Source organism: Marichromatium purpuratum 984, from assembly GCF_000224005.2.
Lineage (GTDB): Bacteria > Pseudomonadota > Gammaproteobacteria > Chromatiales > Chromatiaceae > Marichromatium > Marichromatium purpuratum.
Genome location: NZ_CP007031.1, coordinates 2,529,111 through 2,547,330, shown reverse-complemented (window position 1 = coordinate 2,547,330; position 18,220 = coordinate 2,529,111). Strand labels below are relative to the sequence as shown.

Below are 18,220 nucleotides of genomic sequence, written 5' to 3'. Positions count from 1 at the left end.
ATTCGATGTCTCCAGCCGATTTTGCGATACGGGGCCGGCGCTGCATGGATGATCCCGAGTGGACCGCGCGGGCGGTGCGCACGGCCCTGCGCGGTGATGTCAGCGAGTTGCCGCCGGCACCGGCAGCGGCGGTCAAGCTGCTGCGTCTGACCAACGACGAGAGCAGCGATATCGCCGCCATCTCGCGGGTGATCGAGACCGAGCCCGCGCTCACCGCCAAGGTGCTGCAGGTCGTCAACTCCGCCTTCTACGGCTTTCCCCGACGTATCCGCTCGATCTCGCGCGCGGTCACTCTGCTGGGCTTTTCGGCGGTCCGTCAGGCAGCGCTGCACGCGCTGTTCTTCGAGGGCATGGTGGGGCGCGGCGGGCAGGGGGGGTTCGATCGCGTCTACTTCTGGCAGCACTGTCTGCTGGTCGCCATCCTCAGCCGCAGCATCGGTGAGCGCGTCGGCCACCCCGACCCCGACGCGCTCTATGCCGCCGGGCTGCTGCACGATCTCGGCAAGGTGATCCTCGAGTCGCACGGCCGGGTGCGTTACAGCGATTTCCTCGCCGCGGTGACCAACTCGGGTAACCCCATCCGCGACGACGAGCAGACCTTCTTCGGAGTCTCGCACGATCAGGTCGGCGCGGTGGTGTGCGCAGACTGGGATCTGCCGGAGCTGATCTGCCGGGTGCAGTCGCTGCACCATTGTGCGATCGCCGACAGTGGTCTCGACGTTGAGCGCGCGCGCGAGGTGGCGATCGTCTCCTTGGCCGACTTCATCGCCTGGACCCAGGGGATCGGTTCGGTCGATCTGGTCGGCTGTCCGCTGCTCGCGCCCGAGGTCCCGGCGCTGATCGCGCTCGACCAGCTCGATCTGGCCGAGCTGCTCGCCCAAGCCGATCGCGAGGTGGGCGAGATCGGCGGCTTCTACGGGGTCCGCTTCCCTTCGGTGATGCAGTTGCGCGCGAACATGGTGAACACCGCCATCGGGCTGTGTCGCCATGATGCGCCACCGCTGCCGCACGGTGGACGCAGCAGCCATACCGCGCCGCATCACAGCCTGGAACCCGACGAGTTCATTCCCTCCACCCTGGAGGCGTTGCGCGCCGAGTTCGGCATCGACCAGCTGCTGATGATGCAGATCAAGGCGCGCCGTCGCAGCCTGGTGACCACTCACGCTCTGCCACGGGCGTTGCTGATGCGCGAGGCCGAGCCGATCGAGCTGAGCATTCCGATGCTCTCCGGTGATCTGGTGCGCGCGCTGCGAGCGCGCCAGCCGGTACTGGTGCCGAATACGCCGGAGAACCTGCCGCTACTCGATCGGCTCGGGCTGAAGCAGGCCGCTGCGGTGCCGGTGCTGGGCAATGGTCGCATCCTCGGGGTGTTGTGGCTCGGCGGCGAACAGCCGTTTCCCCTGCGTCTGCTCGAAGAGGTGGGACTGGTCGCCGGCGAGTTGGGGATCGCGATCGAACGCAGTCAGACCTTCGCCCGCGAGCGGACCCGGGCGCAGATCGATGCGCTCACCCTGTTGCACAATCGCAGCGTGATCGACGAGTACCTCGACAGCACTTTCGCCCAGAGCGCCGAGTCGGGGCGCGGGTTCGCCCTGGGGTTGCTCGATATCGACCGTTTCAAGGATTTCAACGACCGTTTCGGCCACCAAACCGGCGATGACGTGCTGCGGATCGTCGCCGACACCATGCGCGGGCTGACCCGACCGAGCGATTTCCTCGCCCGCTACGGTGGCGAGGAGTTCCTCTTCGTGCTCCACGACACCGGTGGCAGCGGGGCGCTCAACTATGCCGAGCGCATCCGCCACCAGATCGAGCGTCGAGGCCAGCTTCTCGGTGAACGCTTCCCCGGCCATGCCCTGACCGCCAGCATCGGGGTAGCGCTCTACGACTCCGCCCAAGCGAGTCCCAAGGCGTTGATCGCCGCCGCCGACCGCGCCCTCTATCGCGCCAAGGAAACGGGTCGCAATCGCGTGGTCGCAGCCTGGATGGAGTAGGGAGTCGCCAGTCGCCAGTCGCCAGTCGCCAGTCGCCAGTCGCCAGTCGCCAGTCGCCAGTCGCCAGGATTGAACCGCAAAGCCGCGAAGCACGCAAAGTGAATGATGTGTGATGTCGGCGGGAGGCCACAAGCGATGCGGGTCCGCACCTACTGGCGGCTGGTCGCTGGCGGCTTATTCCCCTTTGCGCCCTTGGCGCCTTCGTGGTTCAAACCAGCTTCCAGCGATCAGCTTCCAGCCTCCAGTCGGGGAGGCTGGTGTGCATGATCGGGGATTGACGGGCAAGACGGTTATCTCGTCGTGGGTACTCTCGCCGCCCGCTCCGGCCCTTTGAGCCGGCGTGCCGTGGCGTGCTCCAATAGCCACTCCGTCACCCTCGAATCTGGAGCCCGCCATGGGCCATCTGGCCGGTAGCAAGTCCTCGCTGATCCCGCTGATCGATCGTCTCAACCAGTATCCGATCGGGCTGGTCGACAACGCCCATCTGCGCGAGATCCTGTCGATCCTGTTCTCGCCCGAGGAGGCGCGGGTCGGCGCCGCCTTCCCGCTGCACGAGGCCACGCTCGAGGAGTTGGTCGAGCGCACCGGGACACCCGCCGAGGCGCTCGCGCCGATACTCGAGTCGATGGCCGACAAGGGGCTGGTGATGGACATGGACTATGCCGGTCACACCTATTATCTGTTGGTGCCGGGGCTGATCGGCTTCATGGAGTTCAGCTTCATGCGTCGGCGCGCCGACACCGAGTTGCCGCTCGAGCGTCTGGCGCAGCTGATGTCGGAGTATCTGCACGAGCAGGGGCGCGGGGGTCAGCCCGCCGAGTTCTTCGGCAGTCCCACCCAGCTCACCCGCGCCCTGGTCTATGACGAGCACGTGCCGGTGAACTCGCGCATCACCTCTTACGAGGACGCGCGCGCCATCCTCGAACAGGCCGACTATCTCGCCGTCACCCTCTGCTACTGCCGCCACAAGAAGGAGCACCTCGGCGAGCACTGTCGCAAGGGCGCGCCGGTCGAGGACATCTGCATGGTGCTCGGCGAGGGCGCGCGCTTCCTGGTGCGCCGGGGCTTCGCCCGCGAGTGCGACCTGCCGACCATGCTGGAGAAGCTGGAGCTGGCGCGCTCGCTGGGACTGACCCACGTCACCGACAACGTGCGCGAGCAGCCCTCTTTCCTCTGCAACTGCTGTCGCTGCTGCTGCGAGCTGATGGCCGGGGTGCAGATGGGCTTCAGCGACGGCATCGCCAAGACGCCTTTCCTCGCCGAGATCGACCCCGAGCGCTGCGACTACTGCGGTGCCTGCTTCCCGGTGTGCAACGTCAAGTGCATCGGTCTGGCCGAGGGGCTGCGTGGGGTGGCGCGCGCACAGCGATATGCGGCGATCGACCCGACGGTCTGTCTCGGCTGCGCGGCCTGTCTCGATGCCTGTCCGCAGGGCGCGATCACCCTGGTGGCGCGTCCCAACCCGGCGATCCCGCCGCGCGACAAGGGGCGGATGTTCGCCCGTATCCTCTGGGAGAAGGGGCGGCTGTGGCCCTTCGTGCGCGACCGGGTGGGGCAGGGCGTGCGGCGGCTGCTCGACCCGGGGCGTCGATCCGGCTAGGCTATAGCGTTCGCCCGAATCCCGGTCCTCGGGGCGGTCGCGCCATCAGCCGTCGAACCAACGCGCCTTGCGCGAACGAGTGCTGATGGCCGGGCCCCGCGTCCCTTGCTGTCTTGTCCCGTGTCCATGACCCAGCCGCAGATCCGTCGCCGTGGTGGCGACGCCCCCTTCGTCGATGTCCACTCGCCCGCCGAGCTGCTCGCCAGGCTCTATGCGTTGCGCTCGGGCGAGGCCCCACCCGGGCTCGGGGCGCTGGCGGCCTTCGCCGCGCTGCGCGGGCTGGATGCCGCGCTCGACACCCTGGAGGCGGCGCTGCACGACGGCGCGCACCTGCTGGTGGTGGGTGATTATGACGCCGACGGCGCCACCGGCACCGCGCTGGCGGTACGCGGGCTGCGCGCGCTCGGCGCGGCGCGGGTCTCCTATCTGATCCCCAGCCGTTTCGACTTCGGCTACGGGCTGAGTCCGGCGGTGGCCGAGGCCGCGCACGCGCTCGGCCCGGATCTGCTGATCACCGTCGACAACGGCATCTCCAGTGTCGAGGGAGTGGCGCGGGCACGCGAGCTGGGGCTGGCGGTGCTGGTCACCGATCATCACTTGCCGGGCGAGCGATTGCCGGAGGCGGCAGCGATCGTCAATCCCAATCAGCCCGGTTGCGACTTCCCGAGCAAGGATCTCGCCGGCGTCGGGGTGGTCTTCTATCTGCTGATGGCGCTGCGCGCGCGTCTGCGCGAGCGCGGCTGGTTCGGCGCCGGGCGCGCCGAGCCTAATCTGGCGACGCTGCTCGATCTGGTCGCGCTCGGCACCGTCGCCGATGTGGTCACCCTCGATCGCAACAACCGCATCCTCGTCGAGCAGGGGCTCAGGCGCATCCGCGCCGGGCACTGCGGTCCCGGGGTGCGCGCGCTGTTGCGGGTGGCCGGGCGCGATCCGATGCGCGCGAGCGCCACCGATCTGGCCTTCGCCGCCGCGCCCAGGCTCAACGCCGCCGGGCGGCTCGAGGACATGTCGGTCGGGGTCGAGTGCCTGCTCAGCGACGATGCCGAGCGGGCCAATGCGCTGGCCCAGCAGCTCGATGCGATCAATCGCCGCCGGCGCGAGATCGAGGGCGAGATGAAGGCCCAGGCTGAGACGGCGGTGCAGGCGCTCGATCTCGCCGAGGAGGGACTGCCCGCAGCACTCTGTCTGTACGGCGCGGACTGGCACCAGGGGGTCTCGGGGATCGTCGCCGCGCGCATCCGCGAACGCTATCATCGCCCGGTGATCGCCTTTGCCGACGGCGGCGACGGGCTGCTGCGCGGCTCAGCGCGCTCGATCGACGGGTTGCACGTGCGCGACGCCATCGATCGCGTCGACCGGGCCGAGCCGGGGTTGATCGCGCGCTTCGGCGGTCATGCCATGGCCGCCGGGCTGAGCCTGCGCGCCGAGGCCTTCGAGCCCTTCCGCGCGCGTTTCGCGGCGGTGGTCGAGGAGATGCTCGAGGGCGTGGCGAGCGGCCCCGAGCTGGTCTCCGACGGTCCGTTGCCGGCGCGGCTGCTGACCCTGGAGACGGCCGAGACGTTGCGTCTCGGCGGTCCCTGGGGCAAGGGCTTCCCGGAGCCGCGTTTCGACGGCGAGTTCGAGGTGTTGCAGGCGCGTCTGGTCGGCGAGCGTCATCTCAAGCTGCGCGTGGCGCCGCCCGAGGGCGGCTCGATCGAGGCCATCGGCTTCGATCTGGCCGAGCAGCTCGCGCTCGCGCACGGGCGGGTGCGTCTGGCCTACCGGCTCGACGTCAATGATTATCGGGGCCGTCGGAGCCCACAACTCATCCTGGAATCAGTACAACCGATATGACCACAGACCACGACCCCACCGTGACCGAGGACGAACTCGAACAGGATCTCGGCCCGAGCAGGAGCCAGATCAAGCGCGAGCGCCAGGCGCTGCAGGCGCTCGCCGAGCGCATGGTGGGGATGCCGCGCGCCGAGCTGTTGCGCCTGTCGCTGAGCGAGGCGACCTGGGCGGCGATCGACGAGACGCCGCGGATCAAGGATCTGCGCGCGCGCAAGCGTCACTGGAAGCGGATCGCCAACCTGCTCGAACGCGAGGACATGGACGCCGTCCACGCCCTGCTCGACGAGGCCGATGCGCGCGAGCGCGCCGCCTCCGCACGCCATCACCAACTCGAACGCTGGCGCGAGCGCCTGATCGCCGAGGAGGCGGCCCTTGGCGAGTTCATCGACGCCTGCCCTCAGGTCGATCGTCAGCACCTGCGTCATCTGGTGCGTGCGGCGCGGCGCGACGCCGAGCAGGGGCGTCCTGACGCGCCGCGCAAGCTGTTTCGCTATCTGCGTGAGGTCATGGACGCCGCCGCCGACTGAGCGGAATACTGCGCGCGCCCACCAGGTCCCGGCAGTCGCTGCCCGGTCTTCGAATTCAACCGAATGGATCCCTGTCTGCGATGAGCACCCCAGATCGAACCCCCTCCCGGCCGTCGCTGTCGGTCGTCATCCCGATGTACCAGGAGCTCGACAACGTCGAGCCGATGCTCGAACGCGTCCACCAGGGGCTGGCGGACTATGGCGCGCCCTGGGAGCTGATCTGTGTCGACGACGGTAGCCGCGACGGCACCGGCGAGCGGTTGCGCGCCTGCGCCGAGCGCCGGGGCGGGCACGTGCGGGTGATCCGGCTGCGGCGCAACTTCGGCCAGACCGCGGCGATGCAGGCCGGGTTCGAGAGCGCGCGCGGCGAGCTGATCGCTACCCTCGACGGCGACCTGCAGAACGACCCGGCCGACATCCCGCGGATGGTCGATGCGCTGCTCGAACGCGATCTCGATCTGTTGCAGGGCTGGCGGCGGCGGCGCCAGGACGCGCTGGTGATGCGCAAGATCCCCTCGCGCATCGCCAACAAGCTGATCGGCAAGGTCACCGGGGTGGCGCTGCACGACTACGGCTGCAGCCTCAAGGTCTATCGCGCCGAGGTCATCCAGGAGGTGGCGCTGCTCGGCGAGATGCACCGCTTCATCCCGGTGTGGGTGGCGGGGGTGACCGCGCCGCAGCGTATCGGCGAGATCGAGGTCGGCCACCAGGCACGCCAGTTCGGCACCTCCAAGTACGGTATCTCGCGCACCTTCCGGGTGCTGGTCGACCTGCTCTCGGCCTTCTTCTTCCTGCGCTTCGGGGCGCGTCCCGGACACTTCTTCGGCTTGATCGGGATCGCCTTCGGGGTGATCGGCGGGCTGCTGATGACCAACCTGCTGTGGGTGAAGTTCTGGCTCGGCGAGGACATCGGCGGCCGCCCGCTGCTGATCGTCGCCATCCTCATGCTGCTCGCCTCGGTGCAGCTCCTCACCACCGGGGTGTTGGCCGAGATGCTCACCCGCACCTTCTTCGCCTCGGGTGATCGCACCCACTTCCGCATCCGCTGGAGTTCACCCGCCGAGACCGCTGCCTGGAAGGAGCCCGAGGCATGAGCCGGCCGGAGAACTCTCCGCTGACGCGGACGCTGACCTCGCCGTGGCTGCTTGCCGCGGTGGTGCTGTTCGCCTTCTACTGGCAGCTCGGCGCGGTGCCGCTCTACGATCTCGACGAGGGCGCCTTCACCGAGGCGACCCGCGAGATGCTCGCCAGCGGCAACTTCATCACCCCACACAAGGACGGCGAGCCGCGCTACGACAAGCCGGTGCTGATCTACTGGCTGCAGGCGCTCTCGGCCTCCGGCCTGGGCTTCGACGAGTTCTCGCTGCGCCTGCCCTCGGCGCTGGCCGCCACCCTCTGGGTGATGGCGCTGTGGGGGTTCGTGCGTGGTCGGCTCGATGCGCCCACGGCGACCGTCGCCGCGCTGGTGATGACGCTCTCGCTGCAGGTCTCGCTGATCGCCAAGGCGGCGGTGGCCGATGCGGTGCTCAACCTCTTCATCGCGCTCGCCTTCTTCGAGATCTATCGCTATTTCCTCGATCCCGGTGAACGGCGGAGCCGCAACGCGCTGCTGCGCGCCTATCTGTGGATGGGGCTCGGCTTCCTCACCAAGGGGCCGGTGGCGGTGTTCTTCCCGGTCGTGGTGAGCTTTCTGTTCTTCTGGTCGCAGGGGCGGCTCGAACGCTGGCTGCGCGCGGCCTTCGCGCCGCTCGGCTGGCTGGTGTTCGTGCTGGTGGCCGGTCCCTGGTACCTGGCGGTCTATCTCGATGACGGCGCCGGGTTCTTCCGCAGCTTCTTCCTCGAACACAACGCCGGGCGCTTCGGCGGCACCATGCACGGCCACGCGGGCTTCCCCGGCTACTATCTGGTGGTGCTGCCGCTGATCCTGCTGCCCTTCACCGGCTGGTTCCTCAGCCTGCTGGCGCGGTTGCGCGCGAGCTGGGCCGATCCGCTCGACCGCTTCCTGTGGCTGTGGTTTGCCACCGTGTTCGTGTTCTTCTCCTTCTCCGGGACCAAGCTGCCGCACTATCTGCTCTATGGCGCCGCGCCGTTGTTCATCCTCATGGCGCGCCACCGTGACGCCTTGACCAGCCGCGCGCTGGCGATGGCTCCGCCGCTGGTCTTCCTCGCGCTGTTGCTGGCGCTGCCGCTGGTGGTGCAGATCGCCGCCGGGCAGGGCGGGCGCGCCCACGAGGTCGCCCAGTTCGAGTTGGCGCTGCCGTTGCTCGGCCCGGCCTATCTGGCGCAGATCGCGCTCGCCACCGTGCTGGTGGTGGCGTTGGCGCTGTGGTCGCGCCCGGCGCTGTGGCAGCGGCTGGTGCTGGTCGGGCTGATCCAGACGGCGGTGGTCTATGGCACGGTGGTCCCTCGGGTGTTCGCGGTGATGCAGGCGCCGGTGAAGGAGGCCGGGCTGCTGGCGCGCGAGCTGGATCGTCCGACCGTGGTCTATCGCACCTCGATGCCGAGCTTCAGCGTCTATCGCGACGCCATCACCCCGCACCGCCCGCCGCGTGCCGGTGATCTGGTGTTCCTCCGCGTCGACAAGCTCGACCGGCTCGTCGAGGACTATCCGTTGCTGCGTGGCGAACAGCTCTATCGGCGCGGGCCGGTGGCGCTGGTACTGATGCACCCGCGCGCGCAGGGCGCGGTGCCGGGAGATGAGCAATGAGCGACTGGCGTACCTGCCTAGGCGCGCGGCTCGCCGCGCGCGCCGGGGCCGAATCGGCGGCGCTGCCGGGGGCGCGACGGCAGTGGCGCTGGGCGCTCGGCTGGCTGGCGCTGGGGGCGGTGCTCTATCTGGTCTGCGGCTATCACGCCGGTTTCTTGCGGCTCAATGCCGCAGCGGCCCTGGCCCCGGACTGGCTGTGGCAGTGGCTGACGTTGTTCGGCGACGAGCGGGTCGCTTTTGCGCTGGCGCTGCTCTTCTCCTGGCGGCGGCCCCGGCTGTTCTGGGCGCTGGTGCTGGCGGCGCTGATCGCCGCGCTCTATGCGCGTGGGCTCAAGCCGCTGGTCGATGCCGCACGTCCGCCGGCGGTGTTTGGCGCCGATGCCTTCAATCTGATCGGGCCGGGACATACCCGGCACAGCTTCCCCTCCGGGCACAGCGTCACCGCCGGGGTCTTCTTCGGGGTGCTGGCGGTGCACGCCCGCGCCTGGGGTTGGGTGTGGCTCGGCTGCGCCCTGCTGGTCGGCGCAAGCCGGGTGGCGTTGGGGGTGCACTGGCCGGTCGACGTCGCCTTCGGTCTCGCCGGTGGTGGGCTGGCGGCGTTGCTCGGGAGTTGGCTGGCCGCGCGCTGGCCGGGCGGCGCGACGCGCCCACTGCCGCACCTGCTGCTGGTCGGCGTGGCTGCGCTGCTCGCCGTCTCGCTGCTGCTCGACAACGGCGGCTATGCCGCCGCGACCTGGCCGCTGCGCCTGATCGCCGTGGCGGCGCTCTGCAGTGCGATGATCGGCTATCTGCCGGTGTGGCGTAGGGGAGAGGTCAACCACGAAGAGGTCAACCACGAAGGCGCGAAGGACGCGAAGTGATGATGAGGGAGGGGAGCGGTCGGTTGTGAGCTGCTAGCTACTTTTCAGCGGCCAGCCGTCAGTCGTCAGCCGCCAGCTATCAGCCGCCAGTCGGCGCTGCCTGTGAGCAAAGTCTTGTGCCGGCGGCCGTCGGCTGGTCGCTGATGGCTGAAAAAACCTTCGTGTCCTTCGCGTCTTTGTGGTTCAAATCAGTCGCCAGTCGCCAGTCGCCAGTCGCCAGCTATCAGCCGCCAGCCGCCAGCCGCCAGCCGCCAGCTATCAGCCGCCAGTCGCCAGCTGGCGCTGCCTGTGAGCAAGGTGTTGCGTTGGAGGCCGACGGCTGGTCGCTGATGGCTGAAAAAGCCTTCGTGTCCTTCGCGTCTTTGCGGTTCAAAGCAGCCGCCAGCCGCCGAGTGACTGGAAGCTGGTGGCTGATCGCTGGCAGCTGCTCGCTGCCCTCAATGATACTGCTCGGTGGTGTACTGCCCCGGGGCGTGGCGGCGGTGGCGTTCGAGTCCGCGTGATTCGAGGATCGCCTTGGATTCCTTGATCATCGCCGAGTTGCCGCAGAGCATGACGTGGCTGTCCTCGGGAGTGATGGTGGCGCCGGCGCGTGCCTCCAGGGTGCCCGAGACCAGCAGGTCGGTGATGCGGCCATAGAGCGCGTCCGGGGCCTCGGCGCGGCTGATCGCGGGGATGAAGGTGAAGCGCTCGCCATGGTGCGCGACGATCTCGGCGAGGGTGTCGCCATAGGTGAGGTCGCTCGGCTGGCGTACGCCGTGGACCAGGACCACGCGCTCGAACTGTTCCCAGGGCGTGGCGGTGCGCAGGATCGAGAGATAGACCCCGAGCGCGGTGCCGGTGGCGAGCAGCCACAGTGTCTTGGCCGGTTGCACGGTATCGAGGGTGAAGATGCCGCTGGCGCGCGCGCTGAGCCAGACGGTGTCGCCCGGCTCGAGGTCGGAGAGTCGGGGGGTGAGCGGCCCTTCGGGGATGGCGTTGAAATAGATCTCGGGCTCGGCCTGCCCCGGTGGGTTGACCAGCGAGTAGGGACGACCGACGCGCTCGCCATCGATGTCCATCGCCACCTTGATGTACTGCCCGGCGCTGAAGGGTTCGAGCGTTGCCTCGAAGCGCATGCTGTAGAGCCCCTCGGCCCATTGCTGCTTGGCTGCTACCCTGCCTTTGACCCAGTCGCTCATCTTGGCTCCTCGAATGCTGTGCTGCTCATGGCCCGCAAGGCGACGCGGGCGTGTTGATGGGTTCGGAGTAAGGGATGTGGGCGCACCTTCGAGATTTTCCAACCAATTTGGTAGGAAATTATTGCAATGACGCTTACGGGCGCCATGTCTCGCTCCATGTTCGTCGATACCTCGGGAGAGACCCATCATGAGATTGCCACTGTTCGCCCTCGGTCTGGCCGCGGCCACCCAGGTCGCGGCCGAGTCCCCGGCCTGTTCGTCACTGCTCGACCTGGAGGTGCGTCGGCTCGCCGGGGACGAGCGGGTCAATCTCTGCGAGGCCTATCAGGGCAAGGTGATCCTGGTGGTCAACACCGCCAGCAAGTGCGGTTTCACCCCGCAGTACGAGGGGCTGGAGGCGCTCTATCGCGATTACGCCGATCGGGGTCTGGTGGTGCTCGGCTTCCCCTCCAACGACTTCGCCAACCAGGAGCCGGGCGACGAGGCCGAGATCCGCGACTTCTGTCGTCTGACCTACTCGGTCGAGTTCCCGATGTTCGAGAAGGTCAGCGTCAAGCGTGGTCGGGCCGCGCCTCTGTTCGAGCGCCTGGCTGCCGCCGGTGCGCCTTACCCGAAGTGGAACTTCTACAAGTATCTGATCGATCGCGAGGGCAATCTGGTCGAGAGCTATTCGAGCGTCACCAAGCCGCAGAGCGGTCGGCTGGTGCGGGCGATCGAACGTCTGCTGTGAGCCGGGGAGGGCGCGCCCCGGCGCGCGGGCCGGGGCATGTGGTGGCCGTTCAGCCCGCCTGTTCAAGCGCGGCGATGCGCTGCTCGAGCGGCGGGTGGCTGCTGAACAGGCTGCCGATCTTGCCGGAGATGCCGAAGGCGGCGAACTCCTTGGCCTGCAGATCCTGTGGCTCGTGGACCCGCTGCAGCGCGCGCAGCGCGTCGGCCATCTGTCTGGGGCTGGTGAGTGCGGCACCGCCGGCGTCGGCGCGGAACTCGCGATAGCGCGAGAACCACATCACGATCATGGTGGCGAGCACCGAGAGCAGGATCTCGGCGATGATCGAGACGACGAAGTAGCCGATCCCCGGTCCGTCCTCGTTCTTGAAGATCACCCGGTCGACGGTGTGGCCGATGATCCGCGCGAGGAATACCACGAAGGTGTTGACCACCCCCTGGATCAGCGCCAGGGTGACCATGTCGCCGTTGGCCACGTGGCTGATCTCGTGGCCGACCACCGCCTCGACCTCCTGTTTGTTCATGTGTTGCAGCAGCCCGGTACTGACCGCGACCAGGGCGTCGTTGCGGTTCCAGCCGGTGGCGAAGGCGTTGGGTTGGGGTGAGTCGAAGATGCCGACCTCGGGCATGCGGATGCCGGCACGCTCGGACTGGCGAGCGACGGTCTCGAGCAGCCACTGCTCGAAGGGCGTCGACGGCTGCTCGATGATCTGCACCCGCATGCCGTGCTTGGCCAGCGTCTTGGAGAGGAACAGCGAGATCAGCGAGCCGCTGAAGCCGATGATCGCCGCCATCAGCAGCAGCGCGCCCATGTCGAGTCCGTTCTGCTGGACCACGCCGTCGATGCCGAACAGCCGGAAGGCCACGCTGATGACGACCAGGATCGCGAGGTTGGTCGTCAGGAAGAGGAAGATACGCATCATGGAACAAGGCTCCTGGATCGTCGGACAAGAGAACCATCGATCGGTCGGGTGAACCGATGGGGTTGGCTCTTTACCCCCCTTGAGACCGACGGGATGAAAAAAATTCCGCACAAGGGGTAGACAAAGTCAAAAGATGTGCGTAGCATACGTGGTCTCAGGTCGCTGGGGCCATAGCTCAGCTGGGAGAGCGCAACACTGGCAGTGTTGAGGTCGGCGGTTCGATCCCGCCTGGCTCCACCAAAATTCGGTAGTTTGGATCGGATCGCCTAGGCAGGCCCGATCTGCAAGACTGAAAAAGTTTCAGTCCCCATCGTCTAGTGGCCTAGGACACCGCCCTTTCACGGCGGTAACCGGGGTTCGAACCCCCGTGGGGACGCCAACAAGCATAACGGGTTAGCAATTCGGCTGGCTAGTCCGTTAAAAGTATCAAGCCGGGGCCATAGCTCAGCTGGGAGAGCGCAACACTGGCAGTGTTGAGGTCGGCGGTTCGATCCCGCCTGGCTCCACCAAATTCAGCTAAGAAAGACAGGATCGCCTAGGCAGGCCCTGTCTTGACTGAGACCGAGTTTCAGTCCCCATCGTCTAGCGGCCTAGGACACCGCCCTCTCACGGCGGTAACCGGGGTTCGAACCCCCGTGGGGACGCCAACAAGCAAACGGGCCAGTCGCGAAAGCGGCTGGCCCGTTTTGCGTTTGGGGGTGGGCAAGGCGGCCCGCTCCGTGACCCTGCCGCAGGAGCCTTCCATGCCCACACCCACCTTCTCGCGCTATCTGGGGATCGACTATTCCGGGGCCGGTACCCCGGAACAGCGGTTGGCCGGAATCCGGGTCTATCGGCTCGAGGCCGATGAGCATGTCCCTCGCGAGATCTTCCCCGTCGGATGCGCCCGTCGCTGGGGACGACGCGCCCTGGCCGAGTGGCTCGAAACGGTGCTGCGCGAGCCGGTGCCGACCCTGGTCGGGATCGATCACGCGCTCTCCTTCCCGCTCGAGTACTTCGTCGAGCATGGGCTGAGGCACGACTGGCCGGCCTTTCTCGACGACTTCCAGTGTCACTGGCCAACCGATGCCGTTGGGGTCAGGGTCGAGGATGTGCGCCGCGGGCGCGTTGGGGCCGGAGCTGCGCGCAGTGGTGATGCGCGCTGGCGGCGCCTCACCGATCGTCGCGCCGGTGGCGCCAAGTCGGTATTCCATTTCGACGTGCCCGGCTCGGTGGCCAAGTCGACCCATGCCGGGCTGCCCTGGGTGCGTCTGCTGCGCGCGCGTCTCGGCGAGCGACTGCACTGCTGGCCGTTCGACGGTTGGACCCTGGCGCCGGGTCGATCGGTACTGGTCGAGGCCTATCCCGCACTCTATCGCGATGATGAGGCGTGCGGCGGACTCACCCCGGATCAGTGCGATGCCCGCGCCGTGGCGCTGTGGCTGGCGCGCGAGGATCGCGCCGGACGACTCGATGGTTGGTTGGCGCCGTCGCTCGACGCGGTGGAGCGCGATCAGGCGGCGATCGAGGGATGGATCCTCGGCGCCGAGCAGTCCTTGCGTTGAACCCGCGGGCGCGGGGGATGCCGAACGAGACGGTCCGGTCGACCTGATCGTCTTGCGCCGGGCGCGCCACCGATGCGGAGTGTGTGCGATTGACTGGAACCGCGCTCGTGGATGCGAGAGGATGGAGGGCTTGCCGTGGCGCGGCCACGGCGGTTCATCACTTCGTTTCGTGCCGCCCGCGCACGCAGTCTGCGCGGGTGGTCTGTTTTGGTCGCGATTCGCACGAGAAGACACCGAGGAGATCGGAATGCCACGTATCAAGCTCGAGTTTCCGAATGCCGCAGGGCACCGACTGGCGGGGCTGCTGGAGATGCCGCCGGAACGGGTGCCGACGCGACGTTATGCGCTCTTCGCCCACTGCTTCACCTGCAGCAAGGACATCGCCGCGGCGAGCCGGATCAGTCGCGCCCTGGCCGATCGCGGGATCGCGGTGCTGCGCTTCGACTTCACCGGGCTGGGCAACAGCGACGGCGACTTCGCCAACACCAACTTCTCCTCCAACGTCGAGGACCTGCTGGCGGCGGCGCGCAAGCTCGAGGAGGCCTTCCAGGCCCCGGCGCTGCTCATCGGCCACAGCCTCGGTGGTGCTGCGGTGCTCGCCGCCGCGCCCCAGCTGCCCTCGGTCGAGGCGGTGGTGACCATCGCCGCGCCGGCCACCGCCTCGCACGTCCAGCACCTGTTGAGCGACGCCCGTGACGAACTCGAGGCGCGCGGCGAGGCCGAGGTCAAGATCGGGCTGCGTCGCTTCCGTATCCGCAAGCAGTTGCTGGAGGACCTCGCGCAGTACGGTGCGGCCGACCACATCCGCGACCTCGACCGACCGCTGCTGGTGTTCCACTCGCCGCTCGACACCATCGTCTCGATCGACGAGGCGGCCAAGATCTATCAGGCCGCGCGTCACCCCAAGAGCTTCATCTCGCTCGACAACGCCGACCACATGCTCAGTGACCGCGAGGACGCCGAGTACGTCGCCGAAACCCTGGTGGCCTGGGCCAGCCGCTATCTCGGGCTCGGCGGTCATCGCTTCGAGCAGAGCCTGGGCACCGCGCCCAAGGTGGGCGAGGGCGAGGTGCTGGTCACCGAGCTGCACGCCCGCTTCCTCCGTGGGCTCTATACCGGTCGCCATCAGTTGCTCGCCGATCAGCCCTCGGCCGTCGGCGGCAGCGGGCTGGGTCCTGATCCCTATGAGCTGATGCTGATGGCGCTCGGCGCCTGCACCTCGATGACGCTGCGCGAATACGCCACCGCCAAGGGCTGGGATCTCGACGACGTCGAGGTGCGCCTCGCCTTCGATCGCAGTCACGCCGCCGACTGCACCGCCTGCGAGCGCGAAGAGGTCCGGGTCGACCGGGTGCAGCAGCGCATCAACCTGCTCGGCCATCTCACCGCCGGGCAGCGGGCACGGTTGCTGGAGGTCGCCGAGCGTGCCCCGGTCAACCGCTCGCTCGAATCACTGATGCTGATCCACAGCGAACTCGACGACGAGCGTCTCGACTGAGCCCGGCTCAGTCGCCGAGCGGGGCGTAGCGATAGAGCCGCCAGACGTGGAGCGGTCGCGCGCAGGGCGCGCTCGTCCCCTGGTGGAGCGGCTGTCCCGCGCAATCCTGGAGGAGGCGCTGCTCGGTCACCCGGAAGCCGGGGAGCGCGGGCGGATGACCGGCGCGCGAGACCAGCCAGAAGGGCTGGTCGATGCGCGCCGGGTCGAGGCGTGGCGCGATGCGCCCGTGCAGATACTCCGAGGGGCGGTGCAGTCCCGGCCACTGGCTGGTGGTGGCCGCGAGCCTCGGGGCGTGGAAGCGCAGCATCGCGACGAGCTGATAGCGGTCGGCATGGACCGGGGCGTCGAGCCCGGCGGCGACCTCGGCTAGCGCGGCGAAGCCGTGGGTCTCGCGCAGCACCCGGTTGGCGCTGTCGGGCAGCGGCAGCGCGGCGCTCGCCGCGTGCGCCGCATAGAGCGTGACCAGGACGAGGTTGGCCCCGGCGCCGGCGAGCAGCCAGCGCGGTCGTCGCAGCAGTCGCGGCGCGAGCAGCGCCGGGGCGGCGAGCAGATAGATCACCGGCCAGTTGGCCTCGACCTCGCTGAAGCTGGCGATGACGGCGAAGAAGCCGAGCGGGAACAGGGTCGCGGCGATCAGCAGGGCGCGGGCGTGACGGGTGAATCGCTGTCGCGGCGGCGTATCGCCAGCGCCACGCAGCGCCATCACCAGCGCCGGGACCAACAGCCCCCAGAAGGCGAGCTGGGCGCCGAAATAGCCGCCGAGGCTGGCCAGCCGCTCGGCGAGCGTCTGCGGTCCGCTGTGCGCCATGGTGCCGGCGCCCAAGGTCTCGGGCGCGGCTAGCTCGGTGGAGAGCCCGTGGCCGAGCTGGAAGCCGAGGCTGAGCCAGTCGTGGCTGGCGTTCCACCACAGGTTGGGGGCGAACACCAGCAGCGCGGTCAGCGCACCCAGATAGGGCCAGCGGGTGCGCAGCGCGCGCGGGTCGACCCAGAGGATCGCCCACAGCAGCACCGGCCCGATCAGCACCATGGTGTACTTGCCGAGCAGCCCGATACCGACGGCGATGCCCGCCGTGACCCAGCGCCGGCGCGCACCGCCGAGGGCGCGCTCGGCCTCGTGCAGGGCCAGCGCCCAGGCCAGCGCGAGCACGGTGTCCGGGGTGGTGATGACGCCGCCGACCAGCCCCGGCAGGGTGGCGCAGGCGAGCAGCAGCGCGCTCGCCAGGGTGGCGGTGGTGGTCAGCCCGGCGCGCCAGTAGAGCCGCGCGAGTACCACCAGGGTGAGGACGCCGGCGAGCAGGGTGCCGAGCCGTGCGGCGAGCGCCGAGCCGGGCTCGAGCAGGGTGCCGAGCCCGAGTGCGGCGACCCCGGGCGGGTGATCGAAATAGCCCCAGCCGAGCGTGCGCGCCCAGTCGAAGTAGTAGGCCTCGTCCTGGGTGACCGGCAGGAGCGCGGCGATGGCCAGGCGCAGCGCGCTCAGCGCGAGGATCAGCAGCGCGATCGGGCGCCAGTCGATGGACTCGGCAGCGGGACGGCTCGGGACGGCGGTGGACATGGCGGGCACGGGTTCGGTGGACGAACGCGTTAGAATGCCGCCCACCAGGGTCGCCGCGCAACCGACCCGCGTGCGCGATCGCCGCTCAGTCATGCCGCGTCCGGTTCCGCCGGCGCGCCAAATCCCTTGTTTCAGGTTGTTCGGATCCATGCCACACAGACCCCCCCACCAGCCGCCCCAGCTCGCCGTCGTCGTGCCCACTTACAAGGAGGCGGGATCGGTCCCCGAGCTTGTCGAACGTGTCCGTCGGGTGCTCGACGGGCTCGCTTGGGAGCTGATCTTCGTCGACGATGACTCGCCCGATGGCACCGCCGAGCGGGTGCGCGAGCAGGCCCGGCAGGACCCGCGGGTGCGGCTGATCCGGCGCATCGGGCGGCGCGGGCTGTCCTCGGCCTGTATCGAGGGGATGCTCGCCACCACCGCGCCCTGCGTGGCGGTGATGGACGGTGACCTGCAGCACGACGAGTCGCTGTTGCGCCAGATGTACGACACCCTCGACGCCGAGCCCGAGCTGGACCTGGTGGTCGGCAGCCGCTATGTCGGCGGTGGCGGGGTCGGTGAGTGGAACGCGCGGCGCCAGGCGATGAGCCGCTTCGCCACCCGCGTCGGGCAGCGGCTGCTCGGGGTCGAGCTGGCCGACCCGATGAGCGGCTTCTTCATGGTCCGCGCCGCCGCCTTCCAGGGTTGTGTGCACCGGCTCAGCGGGGTCGGTTTCAAGATCCTGCTCGACATCGTCTCCTCGAGCGAGCGGCCGCTGCGTTGTCGCGAGCTGCCCTTCACCTTCCGCGAGCGTCATGCCGGGACGAGCAAGCTCGACAACGCGGTGCTCTGGGAGTATCTGCTGATGCTCGCGCAGAAGACCCTGGGCTCGGCGATCCCGGTGCGCTTCCTCGCCTTCTCGCTGATCGGCGGGTTCGGCGTGTTCGTCCACATGGCGGTGCTGTGGCCGCTGCTGGCACTGCTCGGCGAGGGCGCCTTCCTCGCCGGTCAGGCCACCGCCACCCTGGTGGCGATGACCAGCAACTTCTTCCTCAACAACCTGCTCACCTATCGCGACATGCGCCTGCGCGGTCGCGCGCTGCTGCGCGGCTGGCTCTCCTTCGTGGTGGTCTGCAGCGTCGGTGCCCTGGCCAATGTCGGCATCGCCAACTATCTGTTCATCGAGGGGCTCTCGGGCTGGTTCCTCTCGGCGCTCGCCGGCATCCTCGTCGGTGCGGTGTGGAACTATGCGGTGACCGCGGTCTACACCTGGCGCCGCCCGCAGCCGGCCTGAGC

14 protein-coding genes and 4 tRNA genes are annotated in these 18,220 nt (G+C 68.6%); 15 read left to right on the top strand and 3 right to left on the bottom strand.

The window, feature by feature from the left end; all coding sequences use genetic code 11:
* The first annotated feature begins 44 nt into the window (after positions 1-44).
* The 7 genes from MARPU_RS11075 (at position 45) to MARPU_RS11045 (ending at position 9,521) form a co-directional block, all read left to right on the top strand.
* Entirely contained in the window at positions 45-1,994 is a 1,950-nt protein-coding gene (locus MARPU_RS11075) for a sensor domain-containing diguanylate cyclase (RefSeq protein WP_005223184.1), read from the top strand.
* Between the two features lie 394 nt (positions 1,995-2,388).
* Positions 2,389-3,594, top strand: coding sequence for a 4Fe-4S binding protein (locus MARPU_RS11070; RefSeq protein WP_005223186.1), 1,206 nt, complete (start codon positions 2,389-2,391; stop codon positions 3,592-3,594).
* Between the two features lie 126 nt (positions 3,595-3,720).
* A complete protein-coding gene (gene recJ / locus MARPU_RS11065) occupies positions 3,721-5,427 on the top strand; it encodes a single-stranded-DNA-specific exonuclease RecJ (protein WP_005223188.1) in 1,707 nt (568 codons plus the stop codon).
* Complete coding sequence (yjgA, locus tag MARPU_RS11060) at positions 5,424-5,954, top strand: ribosome biogenesis factor YjgA (RefSeq protein ID WP_005223190.1); 531 nt, start codon at positions 5,424-5,426, stop codon at positions 5,952-5,954. Before recJ ends, yjgA begins: the two co-directional genes overlap by 4 nt.
* 80 nt (positions 5,955-6,034) lie before the next feature.
* The gene (locus tag MARPU_RS11055) at positions 6,035-7,048 is read left to right on the top strand and encodes a glycosyltransferase family 2 protein (RefSeq protein ID WP_005223191.1); all 1,014 of its coding nucleotides are present in this window, start codon (positions 6,035-6,037) and stop codon (positions 7,046-7,048) included.
* Positions 7,045-8,661, top strand: a complete 1,617-nt coding sequence (locus MARPU_RS11050) for an ArnT family glycosyltransferase (protein ID WP_005223194.1) — start codon at positions 7,045-7,047, stop codon at positions 8,659-8,661. Before MARPU_RS11055 ends, MARPU_RS11050 begins: the two co-directional genes overlap by 4 nt.
* Positions 8,658-9,521, top strand: coding sequence for a phosphatase PAP2 family protein (locus MARPU_RS11045; protein ID WP_005223196.1), 864 nt, complete (start codon positions 8,658-8,660; stop codon positions 9,519-9,521). The genes MARPU_RS11050 and MARPU_RS11045 overlap by 4 nt, the downstream gene beginning before the upstream one ends.
* Before the next feature lie 437 nt (positions 9,522-9,958).
* Here the strand turns inward: MARPU_RS11045 and MARPU_RS11040 are convergent, their stop codons facing one another.
* The gene (locus tag MARPU_RS11040) at positions 9,959-10,702 is read right to left on the bottom strand and encodes a ferredoxin--NADP reductase (protein ID WP_005223198.1); all 744 of its coding nucleotides are present in this window, start codon (positions 10,700-10,702) and stop codon (positions 9,959-9,961) included.
* A 187-nt stretch (positions 10,703-10,889) separates the two neighbouring features.
* On the opposite strand from MARPU_RS11040, the gene MARPU_RS11035 reads away from it, so the two are divergent.
* Entirely contained in the window at positions 10,890-11,432 is a 543-nt protein-coding gene (locus tag MARPU_RS11035) for a glutathione peroxidase (protein ID WP_005223200.1), read from the top strand.
* A 49-nt stretch (positions 11,433-11,481) separates the two neighbouring features.
* Here MARPU_RS11035 and htpX read toward each other — a convergent pair whose 3' ends face one another.
* Entirely contained in the window at positions 11,482-12,351 is an 870-nt protein-coding gene (gene htpX / locus MARPU_RS11030) for a protease HtpX (RefSeq protein WP_005223203.1), read from the bottom strand.
* A 164-nt stretch (positions 12,352-12,515) separates the two neighbouring features.
* On the opposite strand from htpX, the gene MARPU_RS11025 reads away from it, so the two are divergent.
* The 6 genes from MARPU_RS11025 (at position 12,516) to MARPU_RS11000 (ending at position 15,393) form a co-directional block, all read left to right on the top strand.
* A tRNA-Ala gene (locus MARPU_RS11025) sits at positions 12,516-12,591 on the top strand.
* A gap of 63 nt (positions 12,592-12,654) precedes the next feature.
* Positions 12,655-12,730 (top strand) — tRNA-Glu (locus MARPU_RS11020).
* Between the two features lie 54 nt (positions 12,731-12,784).
* Positions 12,785-12,860: transfer RNA gene (locus MARPU_RS11015), tRNA-Ala, on the top strand.
* Positions 12,861-12,922: 62 nt separating this feature from the next.
* Positions 12,923-12,998 (top strand) — tRNA-Glu (locus MARPU_RS11010).
* A 96-nt stretch (positions 12,999-13,094) separates the two neighbouring features.
* Positions 13,095-13,895, top strand: a complete 801-nt coding sequence (locus MARPU_RS11005) for a hypothetical protein (protein WP_005223204.1) — start codon at positions 13,095-13,097, stop codon at positions 13,893-13,895.
* Between the two features lie 247 nt (positions 13,896-14,142).
* On the top strand, positions 14,143-15,393 hold the full coding sequence (locus MARPU_RS11000; protein WP_005223206.1) for a bifunctional alpha/beta hydrolase/OsmC family protein: 1,251 nt from the start codon (positions 14,143-14,145) through the stop codon (positions 15,391-15,393).
* Between the two features lie 7 nt (positions 15,394-15,400).
* Here MARPU_RS11000 and MARPU_RS10995 read toward each other — a convergent pair whose 3' ends face one another.
* Positions 15,401-16,945, bottom strand: a complete 1,545-nt coding sequence (locus MARPU_RS10995) for a glycosyltransferase family 39 protein (RefSeq protein WP_025275293.1) — start codon at positions 16,943-16,945, stop codon at positions 15,401-15,403.
* A gap of 148 nt (positions 16,946-17,093) precedes the next feature.
* On the opposite strand from MARPU_RS10995, the gene MARPU_RS10990 reads away from it, so the two are divergent.
* Complete coding sequence (locus MARPU_RS10990) at positions 17,094-18,218, top strand: glycosyltransferase (protein WP_005223208.1); 1,125 nt, start codon at positions 17,094-17,096, stop codon at positions 18,216-18,218.
* Positions 18,219-18,220 lie beyond the last annotated feature (2 nt).